Raw genomic sequence first — 23,355 nt, 5'->3', positions numbered from 1 at the left:
ACGGCGGTCCAGAAATCGAGCTTTCAAAATGAGTGATACACTGCCCGAATCGCCTGTCTCGCCATCCGGCCCCATCCGGCGGACGGCCTTGCACGACACGCTCGTCACTCGGTTGCGCGACATGATCATCGAGGGAGAGCTTGCCCCCGGTTCGCGGATGCACGAAAGCCAGCTCGGCGAACAGCTGGGCGTTTCGCGCACGCCGCTGCGGGAAGCGATCAAGTACCTTGCCAGCGAAGGGCTCGTCGAACTCATTCCAAGCCGCGGCGCGATCGTCAAAAGGTTCAGCGGCAAGGATGTGCACGACATGCTCATCGTTCTGAAGAACCTGGAGGAGCTTGCCGGAAGCCTTGCCTGCGAGACCGCGACGGATGACGATATCGCCCGGGTCAGGCAACTGCATGACGAGATGCGGGCCTGCTACGACGTGAAGGATCGCCTGCGCTACTACAAGCTCAACCAGGCCATCCATACCGAAATCTGTCGGATCGCGGACAACCAGGCACTTAGCAGCGTTCAAGCGCAACTGCAGTCGCGCTTGAAGAGAATCCGGTTCATCGGCCACGAGGGTCCGGACAAGTGGTCGGCGGCCATGGCTGAGCATGAGGAGATGATCGTCGCGCTCGAAGCGCGGGACGGGAAAACCTTGTCAAAGGTATTGGGGCTTCATTTGCTCAATGCGTGGCAGCGCGTCAAAGACGCGATATAGCGCTGGTGAAAATGGCCAAAGCCAACATCGACCTAACAAAATCACACCAATAATGTTGATTATAACAATGTAGGCGTTATATCCGTTTCATCCCACGCGGACGGTCTCGGATGAAGCGCGAAGAACGACACCAACGGATCATCAATCTGCTGATTGAGAAGAGAACCGTCGATCTCGACGGTCTGGCGGAGCTTTTTGCCATCTCCAAGATGACCGTTCACCGTGATCTGGATGAGCTTGAGCAGGCAGGGGTGCTTCGCAAAGTGCGCGGCGGCGCAACGATCGACGCAGGTACCCAGTTCGAGAGCGATTTTCGGATCCGCGAACGTCAGGATCATGCCGCCAAGCACGCCATCAGCAAGGCAGCTGTCGATCTGGTCGAACCCGGCATGACTGTCATGGTCAATGACGGCTCGATGGCGGCCGTGCTTGGCGAGGCACTGGCCGACAAACGTCCGCTGACGGTTATCACCAACAACGCGGCCGTCATGGAGCGGCTGAAAACCGAGACCGGCATCACGCTGATCGCCCTCGGCGGCGTCTATTCGCCCAAGTTCAACGCATTCTTCGGCGTGGTGACGGAAGAGGCTTTATCGCGGCTAAGAGCCGACGTTGCGTTCATCTCAACCCCGGCCGTCGCATCGGGGCAGGCCTATCACATGGACGACGCCGTGATCCGGGTAAAACGGGCGATGATGGCATCGTCGGCGCGCGCTTACCTGCTCGTCAACCACGAGCGGATCGGCCAAACGGCGCTACATGTCCTCGCCGGTCTCGATCAATTCGACGCCGTCATCACCAACCATCAGCCTGAGGCCCAACTGCTTCGAGACATCGAAGACACGGGCGTCACACTGACCATCGCATCGTCGGGAGGATCACATCCATGACCACATCGCCAAGCTTCTGGATCGGCACCAGCTGGAAGATGAACAAGACGCTTGCCGAAGCTCTGGAATTCGCGGCTGCCGTGAAGGCAGCTGATGAAGACAGGGATTCGCGCATCCAGCGATTTGTCATTCCGCCATTTACCGCCACGCGCGAGGTCAAGGCTGCCCTTGCCGGAACCTCCGTCAAGGTCGGCGCGCAGAACATGCACTGGGCTGATCAGGGTGCCTGGACCGGCGAGATCTCGCCGCTGATGCTGAAGGACTGCAAGCTCGACATCGTCGAGCTCGGCCATTCCGAGCGGCGCGAGCATTTCGGCGAGACGAATGAAACCGTCGGGCTGAAAACCGAAGCAGCGGTTCGCCACGGGCTCATCCCGCTGATCTGCATCGGAGAGACGCTCGCCGATCGCGACAGCGGCAACGCACAGCAGGTCCTTGCGGATGAGGTTCGCGGTGCCCTTTCCAAACTGTCGGGCGACCAGAAGAATGCCGAGATCCTGCTCGCCTACGAACCGGTCTGGGCGATCGGCGAGAATGGCATACCCGCCACCGCAGATTACGCATCCGCCCGCCATGCCGAGATCATCGATGTGGCGCAGTCCATCCTTGGACGCCGCATCCCCTGCCTCTATGGCGGGTCGGTCAATCCCGGCAATTGCGAAGAACTGATTTCGAGCCCTCATATCGACGGGCTCTTCATTGGCCGTTCCGCCTGGAATGCCGAGGGCTATCTCGACATCCTGGCAAAATGTGCCGCCAAACTCTGAGGAGACATGACCATGAAGCTTGCAATTGCAGGAGACAGCGCCGGCGAAGGCCTCGCAAAGGTTCTCGCTGATCATCTGAAAGACCGTTTCGACGTGCATGAAGTATCGCGTACCGATGCCGGTCCCGATGCGTTCTACGCGACGCTTTCCGACCGGGTCGCCTCCGGTGTCATCGACGGCACCTATGACAAGGCCATCCTGGTTTGCGGAACCGGCATCGGTGTCTGCATCTCGGCCAACAAGGTCCCCGGCATCCGCGCCGCACTGACACATGATACCTATTCGGCTGAACGCGCCGCCCTCTCCAACAACGCCCAGATCATTACCATGGGCGCCCGCGTGATCGGCACCGAACTGGCCAAGGCGATTGCGGACGCCTTTCTGGCGCAGACTTTTGACGAGAACGGTCGCTCGGCCGGAAATGTCCAGGCGATCAACGAGGTAGACGGGAAGTACAACGCCCGCTGAACCTTTTCCGTGACCGGACAATGTCCGGTCACGCCCTCCTCCCCGACTGACAGATGTCGACACAAGATTCACGTGTCCTTTTCCGCGGCCATACCCCGTCGAAGCTCGCTCAACGGGCAGGCCTACGGGCGACTGGAAACCTAGTCCCCACACCCCTCAAAAATCCTAGTGTCTATCGTCTTTCCGGCGGTAGGAACCTTAATGTTCCAAACTACGTTTCTGCGCCACCTGCGGGTATCAGGGGAGGAGAAACGATGATTGAACATAGCGTTTTCGCACAACGCCACTTTGGCACTCCAGCAAAGCAAATCATGTTTGACACGAGAGCGATGGCCGCAGCGCAGCTTGTCGCTTTAGCCGCGCCATTCGATCCGCAGGCATAGGCCACACCTACCCCACCTGCTTTCCGTTTCCGTCAATCTTTCTACAGTTTCTAAGTGCGCTGCCCAGCGGACGATCTCGACCGGAGTGTCAATGTCAGAAACCACCTCGACCAAGCCAGGCGCAACAGCCGCCACCCTTACCCCGGAACAGGCAGAACAGGCACGACGCGCCTATCTTCTCAAACGTTTCTGGGTCAGCGCTCGCGGCTATTGGGGTCGCGATGGCGACAAGATCGCCTGGGTATGCTCGATAACGCTTCTCGCGCTCATCGGTGTCAACGTCGCTTTCCAGTATGGTATCAACGTCTGGAACCGCGGACTATTCGATGCGATCGAGCAGCGGAATGCCGATCAGGTCTATTCGCTAGGCCTTCTGTTTCCGCCCCTCGTGCTTGGAAGCGTCGCGCTCGTCAGTTCGCAGGTCTATCTGCGCATGCTGATGCAGCGCCGCTGGCGCTCGTGGCTCACGAAATCATTGATCTCGCGGTGGCTTACGAATGGACGCTACTACCAGCTGAACCTGATCGGAGGCGATCACCAGAACCCGGAAGCCCGCATCTCCGAGGATATGCGGATCGCGACGGAATCGCCCGTGGATTTCACGTCAGGGGTGATTTCGGCTTTCGTGTCGGCGTCGACCTTCATCGTCGTCCTGTGGACGATCGGTGGCGCGCTGACCATTCCGATCGCCGGAAATTACGTCACCATACCCGGCTTCCTCGTGATTGCGGCGGTCGTCTATGCCATCATCACATCGAGTTCGATCGCGGTCATCGGCCGGAACTTTGTGAAAGTGTCCGAGAATAAGAACCAAGTGGAGGCCGAATTCCGCTATACACTGACCCGCGTGCGCGAAAACGGCGAGAGCATCGCGCTGCTGGGCGGCGAAGAGGAAGAGCGCAACGATCTCGATCGGACCTTCGCTAATGTCCGTCAGCAGTGGCGTCTGCTTGCGTGGCAATATATGCGCACGTCCTTGGTCTCGCACGGATCGATGCTCATTGCACCGGTAGTTCCGGTCCTGCTCTGTGCCCCAAAGTTCCTCGATGGCAGCATGTCACTGGGTCAGGTCATGCAGGCGGCATCGGCATTCACAATCGTTCAAGGTGCGTTTGGATGGCTGGTCGACAACTATCCCCGTCTCGCCGACTGGAATGCCTGCGCCCGTCGCGTAGCCTCGCTGATGGTTTCACTTGATGGTCTGGAACAGGCCGAACAGAATGAAACTGTCGGACGGATCAAGCATGGCGAAACTGAGGGCGACACCATGCTCAGCCTGAACGAGGTCTCCGTCTCGCTTGGCGACGGCACTGCCGTTGTCAAGGAAACGCAGGTGGAGATCGGGCCCGGCGAACGCGTCCTCGTGGCGGGTGAATCCGGTTCGGGCAAGAGTACGCTGGTGCGAGCCATTGCGGGGCTGTGGCCATGGGGAGAAGGAAGTGTCAACTTCCGCAAGGGCCAGGAACTGTTCATGCTGCCCCAGAAACCATACATCCCCTCGGGCACACTACGTCGCGCCGTCGCCTACCCGAAACCGGCAGACACGTGGTCGGCAGAAGAAATTCATGTTGCCCTCGACAAAGTCGGGCTCGGGCACCTGCGCGACAGGATCGAGGACGAAGCGCCATGGGACCACACGCTGTCAGGAGGAGAGAAGCAGAGGTTGGCGTTTGCCCGGCTTCTCCTCAACGACCCTGACATCATTGTCCTTGATGAAGCCACCTCCGCTCTCGACGAAAAGACGCAGGACAAAATCATGGAGATGATGATCGACGAGCTGCCCAATGCCACAATCCTGAGCGTGGCACACCGCGTAGAGCTCGAACAGTTTCACAGCCGCAAGATCACGCTCGAGCGCCGGGAGGGCGGGGCAAGGCTGGTTAGCGACGTCGATCTCGCGCCTTACACACGCGGCCGAAACGTCTTGTCGCGACTTCTCGTTCGCCCGATCATCAAGCCGTAGAGGATGTGAATGAGAGTTCGGCTCAGATTCAGGCAACGCCTGTGTAAAAGTCGGAACTGATGCCTCGCCAAAATGTTCAATTGTACGGTAACGTACAGAGAATGTGATGCCGAGGTCCGAAATGAGCCAAGCCGGAGTTATTCTCGTCGTTGAAGATGAGCCCGTCCTCCGATTTATATTGGTGGAGGAGTTGCAGGATGCCGGGTACGAGGTGTTCGCCGCGGTCGATGCAGCCCAAGCCATAGACATCCTGGAGAGCAACTTCGATATCCAACTTCTCCTGACGGATATCGACCTGTTTGCCGAAGGTGAAGGCGTGGAACTCGCTCGGATGGTGCGCGATAGATGGCCCCCGATCCGGATCATCCTCACGTCGGGAAACTGGACGCTTCAACAATCCGAGCTTACGTTTGCAGAACGCTTTATCCCCAAACCCCATGGGCCGGGCGTACTTCTCCAGACCATCAGAGAGTGTATGCTTTGACATGCTCTTATGGAACCATTTTGCGCAAACGGCGTTATGCAGAGCGACCAAGGGATGACTCCGCGTTTACCGTTACGACGCGAGGGATTGCTTGAGGCGACGAATTCGACTGAGACCTTTGCATAAATGACAATGACCGGGGCCCCGTCCGACGCACGGGATGGAGATACGAAACCCATGCACCGCAAATTGCTTGAATCGTTTTACGGCTACGGTGCCGCAACAACAGTCGTCGCTGTTGGTCTTTTGGCGGTGTGGTTAATTCGGTGACCTCTTGCGCCGTACCGAGGGCTCGCTGACTCATACCGGTCCGCCAAGACGCCGCCTCTGGTTTTGCCGGAGACAGCAGTTGCGCGAGAAGACCGGCTTCTCGGGAATATTCTGCGGAAACAACTCTTCGCCTTAGAGGTTGAACACAGACTGTGGCCACCATCCTCCACGCGTCAAACACCGTCTCCCCACCCCTCCCGTTTTCTGTTAGACCCGATCTCCAGACTGAAGCCATTAAACTGAAATGAGCGTAGCCTTCATGTGCCGAACAGCCAGTGAGCCTCTGACGTGATGCAGATCCTTTCAGAGATAGAAGGCGAAATGGCTTCGCGGATTCGCGCGGTCGATTGGAACACAACCAGCTTAGGACCTATCGAGGACTGGCCGATAGAGCTGCAGACCACGCTGGCCTTGTGCCTCAATACCGACCTGCCAACTGCCATCTACTGGGGAGACGAAATGCGTCTCCTTTATAACGATGCGTGGTCGCCGATCGCTGGAGAGAAACACCCGTGGGCATTGGGTCGCCCCGCGTCGACCGTCTGGGCGGACATCTGGGATATCATAAAACCGCAACTCATGGCCGTCGTCGAGACGGGCAAGGGTTTTCGTGTGGCCGATCAAATGCTGCCGATGCTTCGCGGCGGACGCGTTCAGCATACGCATTGGGACTACAGCTTCGCACCGATCTTTTCGGCGGAAGGTCGTGTCGTCGGGGTTTTCAACCAAGGTACCGAGACGACCGCCCGCCTCTCTGCGCAACGGGCGTTGCGGGCGAGCGAAGAGCGACTGGAATACGCACTCGGCGCCTCAGAGACTGTCGGGACGTGGGACTGGGACATCCCGAACGACAGCGTGGTGGCCGACGCGCGATTTGCCAAGATCTACGGCGTTGAGCGGAGCGTTGCCGCCAGCGGCGCTCCGATCGGTGCTTTTTTCCGTCTGGTTCATCCCGATGATCTGCCGGCCCTTCAATCCGCGATCGACGAAGCGCTGAAGACGGGCACTATATTTTCGCAGGAATACCGGCTCGTCGACGCGGATGGTTCCGTCCGGTGGGTGACTGCCCAAGGCCGCGTCACGCTTGCGCCGGACGGTACACCATTGCGGTTTCCGGGTGTGTCATTCGACATCACCGATCGCCGCGTTGTCGAAATCGCGCTGCGGGAGAGCGAGGAACGCTTCCGTGCGATCACCAATTCGATCGACCAGATGATCTGGGCAACGCAACCCGACGGCCACCACGATTATTACAACCAGCGTTGGTACGACTTCACGGGCGTCCCGCAAGGCTCGACAGACGGCGAGGAATGGAACGGCGTATTCCACCCTGACGATCAGGATCGCGCCTGGTCCACCTGGCGTCGCAGCCTCGTCACAGGAGAGCCCTACCACATCGAGTACCGCCTCCGACATCGTAGCGGTAACTATCGATGGGTTCTCGGCCGCGCGCAGCCTGTGCGGAAGGAGGATGGCGAAATCAGCCGCTGGTTCGGGACATGCACCGATATCCAGGACATCGTCGATGCACGCGATATTCTGTCGAAGTCCCGCGAGCAACTGGCGCGTGAAGTGGAAGAAAGAACCGCGAAGCTGGTCGACGCGCAGGACCAGTTGCGCCAGGCGCAGAAAATGGAAGCCGTTGGTCAGCTCACGGGCGGCATCGCGCATGACTTCAACAATATGCTGGCCGTCATACTGGGTTCGATCAGCCTGCTCGAAAAGCGGTTGGCGCGCGGTGAGGTCGATGTCGGCCGCTACATCGAGGCCGCAAAGGATGGCGCAACGAGAGCTGCGTCACTGACGCACCGCCTGCTCGCTTTCTCGCGACGGCAACCGCTTCAGCCTGAGGTGATCGACCCAAACCGCATGATTGCCGGAATGTCGGAATTGCTGACCCGCACGCTCGGGGAGCATGTTTCCGTGGAAACCGTCTTGGCGGCCGGACTGTGGAAAGTCTATGCCGACAGCAGTCAGCTGGAAAACGCCATTCTCAACCTCGCCGTCAATGGCCGCGATGCCATGCCCCGCGGCGGCAACCTGACGGTCGAAACCGCAAACTCGTATCTTTCCGACGAATACGCGCAGGACAATGCAGTGGCAGCCGGGCAATATGTCATGATTGCCGTATCGGATACCGGAACGGGGATGACGCCCGAGGTTATGGCGAAGGCTTTCGATCCGTTTTTTACCACCAAGGAGGTCGGCAAGGGATCGGGTCTGGGGCTAAGCCAGATCTTCGGCTTCGTCAGGCAGTCGAGCGGGCACGTCAAAATTTATTCGGAAGAGGGCGTCGGGTCATCTATCAAGATCTACCTGCCGCGGCATCACGGTGAGGTTGAAGCCCCCGTAAACATCCAGGGCGTCGTCAAGCAGCCGGGCCGGGGCAGCGTTTCCGAGACGATCCTTGTCGTAGAGGACGACCAGCGCGTGCGCGTTTTCTCCACCGAGGCGCTTCGGGAACTGGGATATACCGTCGTCGAAGCCGCATCGGGCGAGCAGGCGCTCACCTTGATCAGGGCAGGTCTCAAGCCGACCTTGTTGTTTACAGATGTCGTGATGCCGGGGATGACAGGCCGAGAATTGGCCGACGCCGCCAAGGTTCTGATGCCGGAATTGAATATTCTCTATACGACTGGCTACACCCGCAACGCCGTTGTCCATAACGGCGTGCTGGAGGGGGGAACGCACCTCTTGCAAAAACCCTTCAGCCTCGATCAGCTTGCCGATAAAATACGGAAGGTGCTGGACCAGTAGCCTTGGCGAATAAAGCGGGGCGGCGTGAGGAGCGTTCGAACTCGGGGCTGGACCGACGGGCAAGCCTGTCTGCGCACAGCTCGCGGTCCAATCAGAGAATGGACAATCGACGAGCGAAATGGGAGGCGGCGGCGCGTACACTCGCGCCGTCATCATTGGCCTGTGATTTTCGCGTATAGCAATGCAACGCTTCGACCCCGTCGGCATTCACCGGATAGACAAGATCGACATGCTCCATCTTCGATCCCGACCTCTGCTCTTGCAGGGGTTTGGCGGAAAGGCACGGTATCCGTCACTATAGGAGAGGATCAAAGGAGCCGTGAATCCAACCCGCAACCTCATTTTCATTCTTGGCGATCAGCTATCCTTGTCGGTATCGAGCCTTGAGGGTGCCGATCCCACGCAGGATATGGTCCTGATGTGCGAGGTGGTGGAGGAGGCGACCTATGTCGAGCATCACAAACTGAAACTCGCCTTCATCTTTTCCGCAATGCGCCATTTTGCCGATGAGCTGCGTGCGAAAGGCTTCTGCGTCCGGTACGTGCGGCTTGATGATCGCGACAATTCAGGCTCCTTCACGACCGAGCTTTTGCGCGCGATTGCAGAGACGTCACCCCGATCGATCATCGTCACCGAAGCTGCCGAGTGGCGCGTTCTTTCGGCCATGGAAGACTGGCAAGGTTTGGTAAATCTGCCGGTAGAGGTGCGGCAGGACACGCGGTTTATCTGTTCGACGACGGAGTTCAAAGCCTGGGCCAAGGACCGCAAGGCTCTGACGATGGAGTATTTCTATCGGGACATGCGGCGCAAAACCGGCCTGTTGATGAACGGTGACCACCCCGAAGGTGGCCGGTGGAATTTCGACAGTGAAAATCGCAAACCTGCCAAACCCGACCTGTTTCGCCCGAAGCATCATGTCTTTCCGCCCGACGCAGCAACGCAGGAGGTTCTTGCGCTCGTCGAGCGCACGTTCCCGAACAATATGGGTTCGACGGAGAATTTCTCGTTTGCAGTGACCCGCACCGATGCGGAGAAGGCAGCCGATGGATTCATCCGCGATTTCCTACCGAATTTCGGCGAAACGCAGGACGCGATGCTGGCCGAAGAGCCGTTCCTGAACCACGCGCTTCTCTCCTTCTACATCAATGTTGGACTGCTCGATCCGCTCGCACTATGCCGGGCTGCGGAGCGCGCGTATTTCGAAGGACACGCGCCGCTGAATGCGGTCGAGGCTTTCATCCGCCAAATCATCGGCTGGCGCGAATATATCCGCGGCATCTATTGGCTGAAAATGCCGGGATACGAGACAAGCAATTTCTTCGCCGCATCCCGTCCCCTGCCGGACTTTTTCTGGAGCGGTGAAACGGACATGGCCTGCATGTCCACAGTGATCAAACACACGATTACCCATGCCTACGCGCATCATATCCAGCGTCTGATGGTGGTCGGAAATTTCTCGATGCTGGCAGGTCTTGATCCCTACGCGGTCCATTGCTGGTATCTGGAAGTCTATGCCGACGCCTACGAATGGGTTGAACTGCCCAATGTGATCGGAATGAGTCAGTTTGCCGACGGTGGGTTTATGGCCTCCAAGCCATACGCCGCAGGCGGCGCGTATATTTCTCGTATGTCCAATTACTGCGAAAGCTGCCGGTATGACGTGTCGCAGAAAACTGGCGAGAAAGCCTGTCCCTTCAATGCCTTGTACTGGGATTTCCTCGCCCGTAATGCCGAGTCACTGTCGGGCAACCACCGTTTGGCGCAGATGTATGCGTCATGGCGACGGATGTCGGCAGGAACGCAGCAGGCCTATCGCAGCAGTGCTTCTGCATTTCTCGGGAAACTGGATGACGGAAGCCGTGTTTGACCGTGTGGAAATAGGCCGGCGACGGAGCATCTAAGGAGCGCCCCGCAGAATGAATGGACCCGATCGCTGACGGGTTCCGTGTCTCTACCCGCAAGAGTGAGCCGGGATCATGCGGAATGGTCCTCCGCTCTCGGAAGGAAAAACAGGGCGGAGGCGAACCGGGTTCACTTGTTCCTTCGAGAACTGGTCGCGACCGACCGTTCTCGAACGATCTGACGCCCGGCTGGGTGGCCGAACCTATCTCCCCGTTTTGTCGCGCAACGATCGACCGAGTTGACAATCTTGCGCGTAAGATTGGACCTCACGGGCAAGGACTGGGTTCGCCAAAGGCAAACGCCGCCGCAGGGCAGCGCCTTTCAAGGAGCATACCACCGCAAGATCCGCTTTCAGCGGTGCTGCCGCGAGGGTAAGGCTCGGCTTCGTCAGGCGGTTGTACAAGCGGAACCGCGCCGCAATCGTGTTTTCTTCTGCGGGGGCGTAAAGCTGTGACAGCGTGACGAGCTTTGCGATTTCCTCTGGCTGTTCCCCGACCGCTTGCCTGACCATCGCATACCGGACCCAAAAGTTTCCATCACTCGGGAGGCAGTGAAGCGCAAAGCGAACCACGGTCTCTGCCTCCCCAAGCGCGCTCGACCAGTTGTCGTAATCGACATCCGGGCTTTGTGTATCCAGCCGGAAGAGCGTAACCGTTACAGCTGCTTTGACGAACTCGCTTTGGCAAACATCGTCTCTGAGAAGCAGTCTCATCTGCGGTAGAGTTCCTTCGAGCAACTCCCGCGAGACCGGTTTGTCGCGTTCAATCTGGGCCGCGATGTGTCGCATGGTCCCGAACCGGGCGTAGCGTGAGATCTGTGTCACCGAGATCGCCAGGCTTCCCATGCAGAGCAGGACGACCGCTCCGATGAGAAGCGGTCTGCGACCACGCCGCGTCATTCTCAGCCTTCCTGGTAGTACTGGGAGTATCGCGAGTAATAATATTCGCTGGAGCCATAGGCTCGGTAGAGCTTCATCCGTTCCTGGTCGACCTTGTTCAGCACGACACCAAGACACTTGTCGCGGACATAGGGATCGGAAGCGAGAACCTGACGAACGACCCGGCGTGCTGTCTTGCCCCATTCGGTGACGAAGATGAACCCGTCAATTCGGCCTGCAATGGCGCGGGCATCGACGACCGGGCCAAGAGGCGGCAGATCGATAATGATATAGTCTGCGGTATTGCTGATGTCTGCGAGCACCTGGCGCATGCGCGCGGACGATAGCAGTTCGGACGAATGCGGAATGCGGTGACGGACAACTGCAGGCAAGAACGCAAGTTTAGTCCGGTCGTTTCGGAGGAAAAGCGACTGCGGATCCTTGTTGTCGATGAGCACTTCGAGAAGGCCGGATTCCGCATGTCTCCCGATCGCCCGCGTCGCGCCCGGGTTGCGCAAATCGCCGTCGATCAGGACGGTTCTGTTTCCTTGCCCCGCCAGCAACTCGGCAAAATTCACCGCAATCGTTGACTTGCCTTCTCCAGGCAATGACGAAACGACGCCGATGATCTTGCAACTCTTGCCGGTAAGCGCGAGGTCTGCAGCAATCTTGGCGCTTCGAAGCGTTTCCGCGAAGGCGGAGAGTGGGTGATCGATGACGTAATTCGAAACGGCATGGGTCTTTCGAACCTGGCCAATGCCACGACCGTCAGAGCTATCCGGAGCATCGACGGCCTTTCCGGGAGCCACTATTGGCGCAATGCCCAGAAATTCCAGATTGAGAACGTCGCGAACCTGTTCGCCGGTTCTGAAGAAACGGTCCCGGAACTCGCGAAACGCGCCAAGGCCACTCCCGACCGCGGCACCGATAATCACGAACAGTGCCAGCACCAATGGCTTGCGGGGATGGCTCGGACTGTCGGGTGCAGCTGCTCGCGTGATGATACGTGCTTCTGTGACCGGGAAGGACTGTTGCTGTATGGCCTCCTGATACCGCTGCAGGAAGGTCTGGTACATGTTCTTGTAGGTGTCAGCTTCCCGCTCGAGTTCTCTCAGCTGTACCTGGGTCTCGCTCGCGGTGGCGCTGATGCCTGTGGCCTGCGCGACCGAATCCGTCAGGCTCTTTTCCCGGGCCTTGGCAACGTTGAGGTCGCTCTTGTAGCTTTCGGCGATACGATTGACCTCTTCGAACATCAGACGGTTGTATTCCGTCATTTCGCTGCGCAGCCTGATCGCTTGAATATGATTGACTCCGAGACGATCGGATATCTGCGCTTCCCGCTTGGAGGCATCAAGATATTTCTGGCGCAGTTCGTTGGAAATGGAACTGTCGAGAACATCCGTAACGATCGCGTCTCCTTGGCCCGAAGCGATGATCTGCGCGATCCGCTGCAGGCGCGCCTCAGCTTTTGCGGTATCGGACTGCGCGACGATCAATGCGCTGTTGAGTTCGGACAACTGCTGGTCAGCAACCAGAACCGAGCCGGCAGCAACGAGGCCGTTGGAACTGCGGAACTTCTGGACGGCAAGATCCGAGTCCAAAGCCTTCTGGCGCAGTTCGGCTATGCGATCCTGCAGCCAGCCGCTTGCGCGCCTGGTTGCCTCATATTTCGAATTAAGCTTGTCAACCAGATAGGCCTCTCCGATCGCGTTGGCGATCTTCGCAGCGAGAGAAGACGATGGAGAGGTGTAGCTGATGCTCAAAACATAAGTGCGACCAACGCGGCTGATCTCCATGTTCCAAAGGAGCGTGTTCGCAGCGGCGCGGCGTTTCGCCTCCACCTGATCGCTGGTTTCGGGTTCAACAACGAACCAAGAAGAGACATTTGCCAGCGACCGGAGCGTTCCGACCATCGTTCCAATGATAGACCCTCCGGCACTCGCAAACGCCGCATCATTCGTAAGGTCGAGCTTATCCACGACGGACATGGCAATCGTGTCCGATTTCAGGAGTTCAACTTGACTGAGAACGGAACCCTCGTCGTCGACCACGCCACCAATTGTCGAAAGCTGCTGAACGACTTCTCTATTGCCTTGGTCGATCAAGACGCTGACGTTGGACGTATAAAGAGGAACTGCCGTGAATATATACGCCAATCCTAGGACAATAGCGGCCGCCACTGCGGCCGCTACGATCATCCATTGTCGTCTGGCGATCGCTAAAACAGCGTCGAAATCAATTCCTTGAACGGAGCGCTCTAAATCGACATCGTCGCCTTGCAGGCCACCAGAGAAACTCTTGTTATGAATCTGCAAGAAAAACCTCGCTCAATGAAATGCCAGACAGTAGCCGCCTCAGAACGACGCCGTGGTCGAACTGCCTTCGACGATCGTCGTCGAGCCGCCGTCTTCGCTCGCGTAATATCCGCTACCGCCGCCGGAAGAGAAGCTGGACGAGCCCGAGCCGGTCGACGCAGTCGTTCCAGCGCCACCATTGCTGCCGCCACCTGGCGTGCCGCCGCCGCCAATCGCGCCAGCGCCACCGGTTGCCGAGCCGCCACCGCTGAGGCCGCCGCCAAGAGACGCAGTCTGCGTTTCGCTGTTGGCCGCGAGAAACGCTGTCTCGAGGGCGCGATTGCCGCTGTCCGCGATAGCGTCCTGGATACGGGAGGCATATTCGGGATTGACGGTAGCGCAGGCCCTTGCGGCACGAGCAAGCCCCGCGCCGATCGCGGCAGCCTGACCGGCATTAGCCTTTGCAGCGATGGCAATCAGCGGGGACAGTGCGTCGGCGCTGGATCCGGCGAGCGAACGAGCCTGATTGGACAGTGGAAGTCCGCCAGACGAGAACTGCGACAACAGACTTTCTGGAGCTGCGAGAAACGCGCTGATCTCGGCATCAGACATCCGGGCCGGCGCGACGAAGCATCCCGCCGTTGGCAAAGCCGACTGTGCATGAGCCGAAGAAAGGTCAGCAATACCTGAAACTAGAGCAGTGACAAGCGCGATAGCTGCAATATTACTTATAAAAACCTTATGCATGACTGTCTCCCGAAGATTACTAAACTAATCAATCCATCGCACAGAAGTAAAAAATCATCAATAGAGAGATTAAATTACTGTTAACTTGTGAATTTGAGGCCAAAACTCACGGGGCGAGTTCTCGAACAGCATCGCGGGTGGCGATGGCATCCGACGGAACACCAGCGACAGTCGACGTCACAGAATTCAGGATGTTGAGGAACTTCAGCGTTTCGACGGAGTCGGAGTTGGACACATAGATCGTGTCCTTATCCTGCATCGGGAACTTCTGGACAGCGAAGAGAGCCGAAGGATCTCTCATATTGGCTCTGAAGATGACGGGAACCATTTCGCCGCTGAACCGACTGGTATCTACGCCCAGCTTAGCCAGGAAGTCTTTCTTGACTGTGCGGTAGAGCATGACCTGCGCCGGATTTGCACGCGAGTCCAGCAATCCGCCCGCCTTCCCCAGTGCTTCACCAAGGGTCAGCTTCGATTCCTCGAAGTCAAACCTGCCATTGAGACCCGAGGCGCCAAATGCAAGGTAGGTTCGACGTTCACGATCGACCAGAATGGTGTCGCCAGGTGCGACATAGATGTTTTCAGACGGCGTGGCGACCAGATAATCGTAAAGGACAGTCGCCGATTTTCCGCGTCTTTGCAGCGTAATGTAGGTTTCGATGCCGGGCGAGCTCAGGCCGCCGGCTTCGGAAACGACGTCAAGCACGCGCTCACCAGCTTCCGTCAACTCTATCTTCGCAGGCGAGCGTACGTCGCCCAGAACCGCGACCTGAGCAGATCGGCTGCTGACCTTCGTGATCAACACCTGCGGCTCAATCGCGCGATTGGCGAGTGCATCCTCAACTTGTCGCTGGACGTCCTCCACCGGACGCCCGGCGGCCGGGATACGACCGGCGTAAGGGACGCTGATCGTACCCTCCCGATCGATTGTCTGGTTCGGTAGCGACACGTAGTTACCAGGACGACTCCCGGCGTCGTTGGGAATAAACAGGCCGCCGGACTGGGATTCAAAGACGGAGACCTGAACGACGTCACCAACGCCGAGCGGCAAGCTCGGGGCTCCGCCACGACCGCCGCCGAACCCCCCTTTAAGGGATGTCGCCTTGGTATCCTCTACATAAGCAAGCACAGATTTACTAATGTCGACCAGAGCATAGTCGATCCCGACGGCCTGTGCCTTTTTGGCTGATGTAACCTTTGCAGTTGCCTGCGCCTCCACCTGCCGAGAATCTGGTCCAGAGTTTGGCAGCGCCGTGCATCCCGACAGGAATGACGTCGCCACAAGAACAAAAGTCGATGCGGTTTTGATTTTCACGTGTGTCCCCTTAGAAGCCCCAAGCGAAACTTGCACACGAGATTATTTATTTCTAGTTTAGATTGGAACGTAACAAATGAATCCAGAACGAAACGAAGCTTTGTTGCTGATAAATCACAGATTTAACTAATTATTATATATATTAATTGTGCCTAAGCTATAAAATAGTACAATAGAATTTATCTTACTAATGTAGATGCTTTGGATAAGCTGCGTATTTCAAGCAGACAACTGTTTATCTCGCAGGCTGGGCGCCGACGACAATTGCCCCGCCACGCTTGTTTGGATCGTTCGATTTCGCCTGTTTTTCGACCCGACTTTTGGATCGGCAACGCAGACAACGACGATCGGCGCCAAGGTCGCAGCCACGAAAATGGCGAGGCCGGAGATCTGGATCGAGAAGTCGAAGGCGGAGTGAACGAGAAGCAGCAACACCACCGCGAAGCCGGATTCCGGGACATAACGAAGGCGCCGCCTCGCTGCCATTCCTCTGACGAGGCACGATAAGATAAAGGCCAGTCCAAACGCGATAATGAATATGCCGGCGACGCCCAACGCGAAGACCGCTTCGAGATAGACATCGTGGGCACGATTCCAAACCGTATAGACGCCGCAGTCCGGATCGCGATACGCTGTAAAAGCGGTTTCGAAACTTGCCAGTCCGGTCCCGAACGGAAAATGATCGGATACCCCCGAGCCCAATCCCGGCATGATGCAAAAGCGGCCGTCGCTTGCGCCCTGCACTTCTGCTCGGAGCAAAGCTCTGCCAGAAAACGACAGGAAGCCTGCTGCGAATAGGCCGGTTAAAGCAATCGCTATCAGAAATGCGCCAACGCGGATGGATCTAAGGCCGGTACTCCGAAGCGCAGGGACAGGATGCTTGTTCTGCGAAGATCTGAACACGAACAACAGGGTCATCAACAGAAGCGCGGCAAAACTTGCCGCAACCCCGGCCCGGGACTTCGTCAGCACAAGAGCCGTGACCGATACCATAAACAGTATCGCAAAGCTTAGTGCTCCTCGAACTGCCTTTCGTTGATCGAATGGAAGACCCCTGCCTTGATCCAGCGACGTGAGAATTCGCCGGACCCCAACACACCGCAGGTGAGACGAAAGGATTCCATAGTTCAGGATGGCGACAATCCCGAAATAGGTTGCGGCGGTGTTCCGATTGACAAAGAAGCCGGTTAGGCTGTCGAGGTAAGCCGTCTTTGCGATGAAGAGGAGTGTCTTGGGCGCGATCAGGAATTGGGCGATGGAGAGAAGAGCGACAACGGCTCCTGCTATCGCCAGGCCTTTGAGGGTGGCGATCGCTCGTTCGTCGCTGTCGCACAAAATAATCCCGAGCAGAAAGACCTCAACCGGCACGAGGAAACGAAGCAAAGATGCCCAGTCATCCGCAGGCGTCAAGGATATCACCGGGGAAGCATCGAGCTGAAAATTGGCCAGGTCTCTCCACGACGGTTGACTAAAGATTGCTTCAGGCAGCGGAGTAGTCTGGAACATTACCCATGCGAAGGCGACCAGAGCCAATACGATAGCCGCTTTCACTGCCGGCTCCCCTGCCTTGGGGATCCCTCGGACGAAGACGGCGATACAAAGCAGGAGAGCACTTGCCAATCCGTAGATAGCGACAGTGGAAATTTGCACGGCGCCAAAATTCAAAAGCGCTAAGGCGAGTGCTGACCAGTGAATAAAAACAATTGATCTATAGACAGCGTTCTTTGTCAGCCACCCCCCGCCGAAATCTTTCATATTAGCCCCAATCCAAATTACGCCCAACACTGGGAATGCTTCAGCAATACGACATACAGATCAAAGTATATTTTAGTAATTTATCACGGTCTTTCGAAGCAAAGCGGAAATATGACTTGTGATGATTTAACTATACGCCTCCATATACTCTCGCTTTTACCGTTCAAGTGTCTATAGCTACATTCCATATTTTTATGGTATTGGCTCCCACAATCATTGCTATCCGACCAATCGAAACAGACGCATCATGAAATTTGGAACAAGCGGCCTTCGCGGTCTTGTCACTGATCTCGAAGGCAGAGCGTCGGCGCTCTACACCACAGCGTTCGCACGCCATCTTTTAGAGGCCGGTCTTGCCAAGCCGGGGGATCCGGTTCTGGTGGGACGTGATTTCCGGGCCTCAAGCCCGAGGATTGCGGCAACCTGTATCGGCGCCTTGCAGCGGGCAGGACTGAACGCCATCGATTGTGGGGCCATACCCACTCCCGCGCTGGCACTTTACGGTATGAAGCTCTCGGCTGCCGGCCTGATGATCACTGGATCGCATATCCCGGATGATCGCAACGGTATCAAATTCTACCGTGCCGATGGCGAGATCGACAAACAGGACGAGATCCGGATCACGGCGATCGCCGGCGTTATGGCAGATGAAAAGATCGACGACACACCGGGCGAAGCTCCGGATCGGCATGCGGAGGCCGAAGCACTTTTCGTCGAACGCAACGCCATGCTGCTTGCTCCCGACGCATTGGTGGGATTGAGTGTCGGCGTCTATCAGCATTCCACAGTCGCACGTGATCTCTTCGTTCAGGTTCTTGAAAAGCTGGGCGCGCAGGTCGTGCCGCTCGGACGCTCTGAGCGTTTCATTCCCGTCGATACGGAAGCCGTCTCTACCGAAACGATTGCGCTGCTGCAGGGTTGGGCCCCACAATATCGTCTCGACGCGATCGTGTCCGCGGATGGTGATGGCGACCGCCCGCTCGTCGCAGACGAAAAGGGGCAGCCGCTCAGAGGCGATCTGCTGGGCCTGATCACGGCAAACTTCCTCTATGCCCAAGTGGTCGCCACCCCGGTCACGTCCAATTCACGGATAGAGGCTGCGGGCGACTATACGGTTGTGAGAACAAAGGTCGGCTCACCCTTCGTCATTGCCGCCATGCAAGCGGCGGCCAAGGATGGCAAAACCGCGATCGTCGGGTTCGAGGCCAATGGCGGCACGCTGACTGGTTCCGACTTCACAGTTTCTGGAGGCACATTGCAGGCGCTGCCGACCCGTGACAGCTTCCTGCCGGCCCTGGCAACGCTTTCGCTTCTCGCGAATGCCAAGCAACCCCTATCACGCATCGTTGCCGATTATCCGCTCGCTTTTGCGGCGGCAGACCGGCTGGAAAACTTCCCCGTTGAAACGAGTGCAGCGCTGATGGCGCATCTGCGGGCATCCGACGACAATCTTTCCGCTTTTCTAGCCCCCATCGGCTCAGTCACTGCGAAAAGCGACATAGACGGGCTTCGCGTGACACTTGAGGACGGGCGCATCATCCATCTTCGGCCGTCTGGAAATGCGCCTGAAATGCGCTGCTACGTCGAAGCGCCGGATGAACGGGCCGCCTCGGAATTGTTGGATCAAGGGCTTGATCTCATTCGGCATTGGGCGGCAGAACGTAACCGATGACAAATCTCAAAAGCAAAAGCGTCAGTGGAGACTGAGACTATGGTTGGCAAGATCATTCCCGTAATCATGGCAGGCGGCAAGGGCACGCGGCTGTGGCCGTTGTCACGGTCTTCTGCACCAAAGCAGTTTATACAGTTCGTCGGCGACCAGACGCTGTTCCAGTCCACGCTTGCGCGTGTTGCCGACGAGACGCTCTATGAGCCTGCAATCGTCATCACCAACGAAGATTTCCGCTTCCTTGCCGCCGAACAGGCACGCGAGCTTGGCCTGCCACTCACGGCGATCATGCTGGAGCCGTCCGCGCGCAACACGGCACCGGCCGTTGCCGCAGCCGCTGCCTTCGTCGCCGAGAAGTTCGGCGACGACGCGATCTTGCAGGTGCTGGCCTCCGACCACGAAATCGAAGCGGGCAAGGCCTATTTCGATGCCATTCAGACCGCACGCAAGACGGCAGCAAGCGGCAAGCTCGTCACCTTCGGCATTACACCGACCGAGCCTTCGACCGGCTATGGCTATATCGAGATCGGTGACCAGCTCTCAAGCGGTGCGAACACAGTAAAGCGCTTCGTCGAAAAGCCTGCCCTGCCGGACGCTGAAAAGATGCTGGCGAGCGGTGGTTTTGTCTGGAACTCCGGCATCTTCATGTTCCAGGCCGGCGTGGTTCTCAGCGAGTTCGCCCGCTTTGCGCCCGCTGTTGCTGAAGCTGCAAGCGCTGCCGTTGCAAAGGCATCCGGTGACCTCGATTTCTTGCGCCTCGACGAGGTATCGTTTTCGGCCAGCCCGAACATCTCGGTCGACTATGCGATCATGGAAAAGACAGCAAACGCTGCTGTCGTGCCGGCGTCCTTCACTTGGTCAGACATGGGCAGCTGGGATGCGGTCTGGAAGCTGGGCGAGCAGGATGCCGATGGCAATGTCGCGCTCGGCAACGCGACGCTGATCAACACGAAGAATTCGCTCGTCCTGTCGCGCCACGGTCATATGGCCGTGCAGGGTGTGGATGGAATTGCCGTCATCGCCAGCGAGGACGCTGTCTATGTCGGCCGCCTCGACGACAGTCAGAACGTCGGCAACATCGTCAAGCAACTCGCCGCCGCCAAGGCGACTTCGGCTCTCACCGAAACACATCCAACCTCCTACCGCCCCTGGGGTGGCTATACCTCGATCCTCAACGGCGATCGGTTCCAGGTGAAACGGCTGTTTGTGACGCCAGGCAAGAAGCTCTCTCTCCAAAAGCATCACCACCGCTCGGAGCACTGGATCTGCGTCAAGGGCACGGCCGAGGTGACGATCGGTGACACCGTGCAGACGGTCCGCGAAAACGAGAGCGTGTACATTCCACAGGGTGAAGTCCATCGCCTGGCCAACCCCGGCAAGATCATGCTTGAAATGATCGAGGTCCAGACCGGTTCCTATCTTGGGGAAGACGACATTATCCGCATCGTCGACGAGTTCGGACGGGGCTGATCAAGACCCCGCAGACGGCGACGTGCTGCTTGCAGACCGCCTGAGCGAAGTGAATGGCGTGCCGTGGCATAACGGCACTATCCTTTCCGGCGGCTTTTCGAATATGAGAAGGTTACTCATGTTCTCACATCCGGCCTGCATCGCTGCAGGCCAGATGTGACATCGTCTGCAGGTCAGCATGCTTCGTCGCTTCTTCTCTTATTATCAGCCCTATAAAGGCCTATTCCTCCTCGACTTCGGCTGCGCCATCGTGTCCGGCCTCCTCGAGCTTGGATTTCCCATGGCGGTGAAGCTGTTTGTGGACAGACTTCTGCTGAGCCAGGAATGGCTGCTGATCATCCTCGCGTCCGCTGGCCTTCTCGTCATCTATGTCCTCAATACCGGGTTGATGGCCGTCGTCACCTATTGGGGCCATATGCTCGGCATCAATATCGAGACAGACATGCGGCGGGCGGCGTTCAACCACCTGCAGAAGCTGTCGTTCGGCTATTTCGACAACCAGAAAACCGGCCATATCGTTGGGCGCCTCACCAAGGACCTGGAGGAAATCGGCGAAGTCGCGCATCACGGGCCTGAAGACCTGTTCATTGCGCTGATGACCTTTATCGGCGCTCTGCTGCTGATGTTTTCAGTCAATTGGCAGATGGCGGTCATCACTGCGACTATCGTTCCTGTGACCGCTTGGGCAACCAGCCATTTTGGCGGCCGCATGACTGAAAATTTCCATCGCCTTTTCAGCCGGATCGGCGAATTCAACGCACGCATTGAGGAAAATGTCGGTGGTATGCGTGTCGTGCAGGCTTTCGCCAACGAGGGTCACGAGCGCGCGCTGTTCGAAAAGGATAATCAAAGCTATCGCCGCGTAAAGCTGGAAGCCTACAAGCTGATGGCCGCCACCAGCTCGATGAGTTACCTCAGCATGCGGCTGACCCAGATGGTGGTGATGGTGACCGGCGCCTATTTCGTGCTGGCCGGCGAGCTGACGGCGGGCGGCTTCATCGGTTTCCTGCTTCTCGTCGGCATCTTCTTTCGTCCGGTGGAAAAGATCAATTCGGTGATCGAGACCTATCCGAAGGGGATCGCCGGCTTCAGACGGTTTACCGAACTGATCGATACGGAGCCAGATATTGCCGATGCACCGGATGCGGTCGCCGTTGATCACCTGAAAGGCGAGATCGCGTACCGGTCCGTGACCTTCGGTTACACCGCGACGAAGACTGTCTTCGAAGAGATCAACCTCGATATCCTCGCTGGCGAGACGATCGCGTTCGTGGGGCCCTCGGGCGCCGGCAAGACAACCATATGCTCGCTTCTTCCGCGGTTCTACGAAGTCGTGTCGGGGAGCATCACGATCGACGGGATCGACATCCGCAAGATGACGAAGGAATCCCTTCGCCAGCAGATCGGCATCGTGCAGCAGGATGTCTTCCTGTTCGGTGGTACGCTGCGGGAAAATATCGCCTATGGAAGACTGGGCGCTTCCGAGGCCGACATTGTCGAAGCGGCGCACCGCGCACGTCTGGAGGACATGCTAGCAAACCTGCCGGAGGGGCTCGACACTGTCATCGGTGAGCGTGGCGTGAAATTGTCCGGCGGCCAGAAGCAGCGGGTCGCGATTGCCCGCATGTTCCTCAAAAACCCACCGATCCTGATCCTCGATGAAGCGACCTCCGCGCTTGATACTGAAACCGAGCGTGCGATACAGCGTTCGCTTGCCGAACTATCGCAGGGGCGGACCACGCTGATCATCGCCCACCGGCTCGCCACGATCCAGGGCGCCGATCGAATCGTCGTCATTGATGATTCTGGTATTGCCGAACAGGGCACCCATCAGGACCTGATCGAACGCAGGGGCGCGTATAACCGGCTGCATTCCGGCCAGGTCGGCATGGTCTGATCGGTGATCAGGATCGAGCCGCGCAAGATCGCCCGACTTTAGCCGACACCGACGTAGCGGGACAGAGGAGACGGATCGGCCCTCAGCGCCTCAACCGGCATGACTGCCTGCGCCTTGCCGTTCTCGACGAAACAGACGCGGTCGGCGATCGATAACACGGCCTCGACCCGCTGCTCGACCAGCAGGATTGCTTTTCCCTGATTGCGCAGCGTCACCACGACATCACGGATCGTCGCGATCATCGAGGGCATCAGCCCTTCGGTCGGCTCGTCGAGCAGGATGACCTTCGGATCGAGACATAAGGCGCGCGCGGTCGCCAGCATCTGCTGTTCGCCGCCGGACAGCGTTCCGGAAACCTGGCCGAGGCGCTCCTGCAGCCGGGGAAACAGCGAAAGCGTTTCGTCGAGCACGCGCTGCGGACTGCGTCGTGTCATCATGCCGATTTCGAGATTTTCCCGCACGGTCAGCTCGGAGAACAACCGGCGGCCCTGCGGCACATAGCCGATGCCGAGGCGTGGCCTTTCATGCGCCGGCAGCGCCGAAATTTCGGTACCATCCAGCCGGATACTACCGGCACCGGCCGTTGCGAGACCCATGATGGCACGCAGGGTCGTCGTCTTGCCCGCGCCGTTTCGGCCGAGCAGGCAGAGAACCTCGCCCTTCTCCACAGTCAGCGACATACCCTGCAGCGTCTTGCTGCTGCCGTGATAGACATCGAGATTGGAGACTTCGAGCATA

Annotated in this window: 17 protein-coding genes; 11 read left to right on the top strand and 6 right to left on the bottom strand. The window is 58.0% G+C overall.

Annotated elements, in window-relative coordinates; all coding sequences use genetic code 11:
* The first annotated feature begins 28 nt into the window (after window positions 1-28).
* The 8 genes from G6K99_RS18635 (at window position 29) to G6K99_RS18600 (ending at window position 10,558) form a co-directional block, all read left to right on the top strand.
* Complete coding sequence (locus tag G6K99_RS18635) at window positions 29-709, top strand: GntR family transcriptional regulator (RefSeq protein ID WP_113165054.1); 681 nt, start codon at window positions 29-31, stop codon at window positions 707-709.
* Window positions 710-819: 110 nt separating this feature from the next.
* Window positions 820-1,599, top strand: a complete 780-nt coding sequence (locus G6K99_RS18630; protein WP_174197445.1) for a DeoR/GlpR family DNA-binding transcription regulator — start codon at window positions 820-822, stop codon at window positions 1,597-1,599.
* Window positions 1,596-2,366 carry a triose-phosphate isomerase gene (locus G6K99_RS18625; protein WP_062458658.1) on the top strand — a complete coding sequence of 257 codons (771 nt, stop codon included), beginning with the start codon at window positions 1,596-1,598 and terminating at the stop codon, window positions 2,364-2,366. Before G6K99_RS18630 ends, G6K99_RS18625 begins: the two co-directional genes overlap by 4 nt.
* A gap of 12 nt (window positions 2,367-2,378) precedes the next feature.
* Window positions 2,379-2,834 carry an RpiB/LacA/LacB family sugar-phosphate isomerase gene (locus G6K99_RS18620; RefSeq protein ID WP_062460374.1) on the top strand — a complete coding sequence of 152 codons (456 nt, stop codon included), beginning with the start codon at window positions 2,379-2,381 and terminating at the stop codon, window positions 2,832-2,834.
* Between the two features lie 474 nt (window positions 2,835-3,308).
* Window positions 3,309-5,180 carry an ABC transporter ATP-binding protein/permease gene (locus G6K99_RS18615; RefSeq protein ID WP_062458656.1) on the top strand — a complete coding sequence of 624 codons (1,872 nt, stop codon included), beginning with the start codon at window positions 3,309-3,311 and terminating at the stop codon, window positions 5,178-5,180.
* Window positions 5,181-5,301: 121 nt separating this feature from the next.
* A complete protein-coding gene (locus G6K99_RS18610; RefSeq protein WP_162237932.1) occupies window positions 5,302-5,664 on the top strand; it encodes a response regulator in 363 nt (120 codons plus the stop codon).
* A 591-nt stretch (window positions 5,665-6,255) separates the two neighbouring features.
* On the top strand, window positions 6,256-8,691 hold the full coding sequence (locus tag G6K99_RS18605) for a PAS domain-containing protein (RefSeq protein ID WP_092664631.1): 2,436 nt from the start codon (window positions 6,256-6,258) through the stop codon (window positions 8,689-8,691).
* A gap of 319 nt (window positions 8,692-9,010) precedes the next feature.
* The gene (locus tag G6K99_RS18600; protein WP_174197444.1) at window positions 9,011-10,558 is read left to right on the top strand and encodes a cryptochrome/photolyase family protein; all 1,548 of its coding nucleotides are present in this window, start codon (window positions 9,011-9,013) and stop codon (window positions 10,556-10,558) included.
* 237 nt (window positions 10,559-10,795) lie between these two features.
* On the opposite strand, the gene G6K99_RS18595 is transcribed toward G6K99_RS18600, so the two are convergent.
* The 5 genes from G6K99_RS18595 to G6K99_RS18575 form a co-directional block, all read right to left on the bottom strand.
* Window positions 10,796-11,491 (bottom strand): hypothetical protein, encoded by a 696-nt coding sequence (locus G6K99_RS18595; RefSeq protein ID WP_113165051.1) that lies wholly within the window; start codon window positions 11,489-11,491, stop codon window positions 10,796-10,798.
* A 2-nt stretch (window positions 11,492-11,493) separates the two neighbouring features.
* Window positions 11,494-13,752 carry a polysaccharide biosynthesis tyrosine autokinase gene (locus G6K99_RS18590; RefSeq protein ID WP_244631566.1) on the bottom strand — a complete coding sequence of 753 codons (2,259 nt, stop codon included), beginning with the start codon at window positions 13,750-13,752 and terminating at the stop codon, window positions 11,494-11,496.
* A gap of 72 nt (window positions 13,753-13,824) precedes the next feature.
* A complete protein-coding gene (locus G6K99_RS18585) occupies window positions 13,825-14,376 on the bottom strand; it encodes a hypothetical protein (protein ID WP_062458645.1) in 552 nt (183 codons plus the stop codon).
* 241 nt (window positions 14,377-14,617) lie between these two features.
* Window positions 14,618-15,820, bottom strand: a complete 1,203-nt coding sequence (locus G6K99_RS18580; RefSeq protein WP_174197882.1) for a polysaccharide biosynthesis/export family protein — start codon at window positions 15,818-15,820, stop codon at window positions 14,618-14,620.
* A gap of 225 nt (window positions 15,821-16,045) precedes the next feature.
* A complete protein-coding gene (locus G6K99_RS18575) occupies window positions 16,046-17,581 on the bottom strand; it encodes an O-antigen ligase (protein WP_174197442.1) in 1,536 nt (511 codons plus the stop codon).
* A gap of 247 nt (window positions 17,582-17,828) precedes the next feature.
* On the opposite strand from G6K99_RS18575, the gene G6K99_RS18570 reads away from it, so the two are divergent.
* The 3 genes from G6K99_RS18570 (at window position 17,829) to G6K99_RS18560 (ending at window position 22,617) form a co-directional block, all read left to right on the top strand.
* Complete coding sequence (locus G6K99_RS18570; protein WP_174197441.1) at window positions 17,829-19,253, top strand: phosphomannomutase; 1,425 nt, start codon at window positions 17,829-17,831, stop codon at window positions 19,251-19,253.
* Between the two features lie 39 nt (window positions 19,254-19,292).
* A complete protein-coding gene (locus G6K99_RS18565; protein ID WP_174197440.1) occupies window positions 19,293-20,720 on the top strand; it encodes a mannose-1-phosphate guanylyltransferase/mannose-6-phosphate isomerase in 1,428 nt (475 codons plus the stop codon).
* A gap of 178 nt (window positions 20,721-20,898) precedes the next feature.
* On the top strand, window positions 20,899-22,617 hold the full coding sequence (locus tag G6K99_RS18560) for an ABC transporter ATP-binding protein (protein ID WP_174197439.1): 1,719 nt from the start codon (window positions 20,899-20,901) through the stop codon (window positions 22,615-22,617).
* Between the two features lie 38 nt (window positions 22,618-22,655).
* Here G6K99_RS18560 and G6K99_RS18555 read toward each other — a convergent pair whose 3' ends face one another.
* On the bottom strand, window positions 22,656-23,354 hold the full coding sequence (locus G6K99_RS18555) for an ABC transporter ATP-binding protein (RefSeq protein ID WP_174197438.1): 699 nt from the start codon (window positions 23,352-23,354) through the stop codon (window positions 22,656-22,658).
* Window position 23,355: the final 1 nt, after the last annotated feature.

The sequence above is a fragment of the Neorhizobium sp. AL 9.2.2 genome, from assembly GCF_013317225.1.
Taxonomy (GTDB): Bacteria; Pseudomonadota; Alphaproteobacteria; order Rhizobiales; family Rhizobiaceae; genus Neorhizobium; species Neorhizobium soli.
Note: the sequence above shows the minus strand (reverse complement) of the source record. Positions and strands in the feature narration are given on the sequence as shown.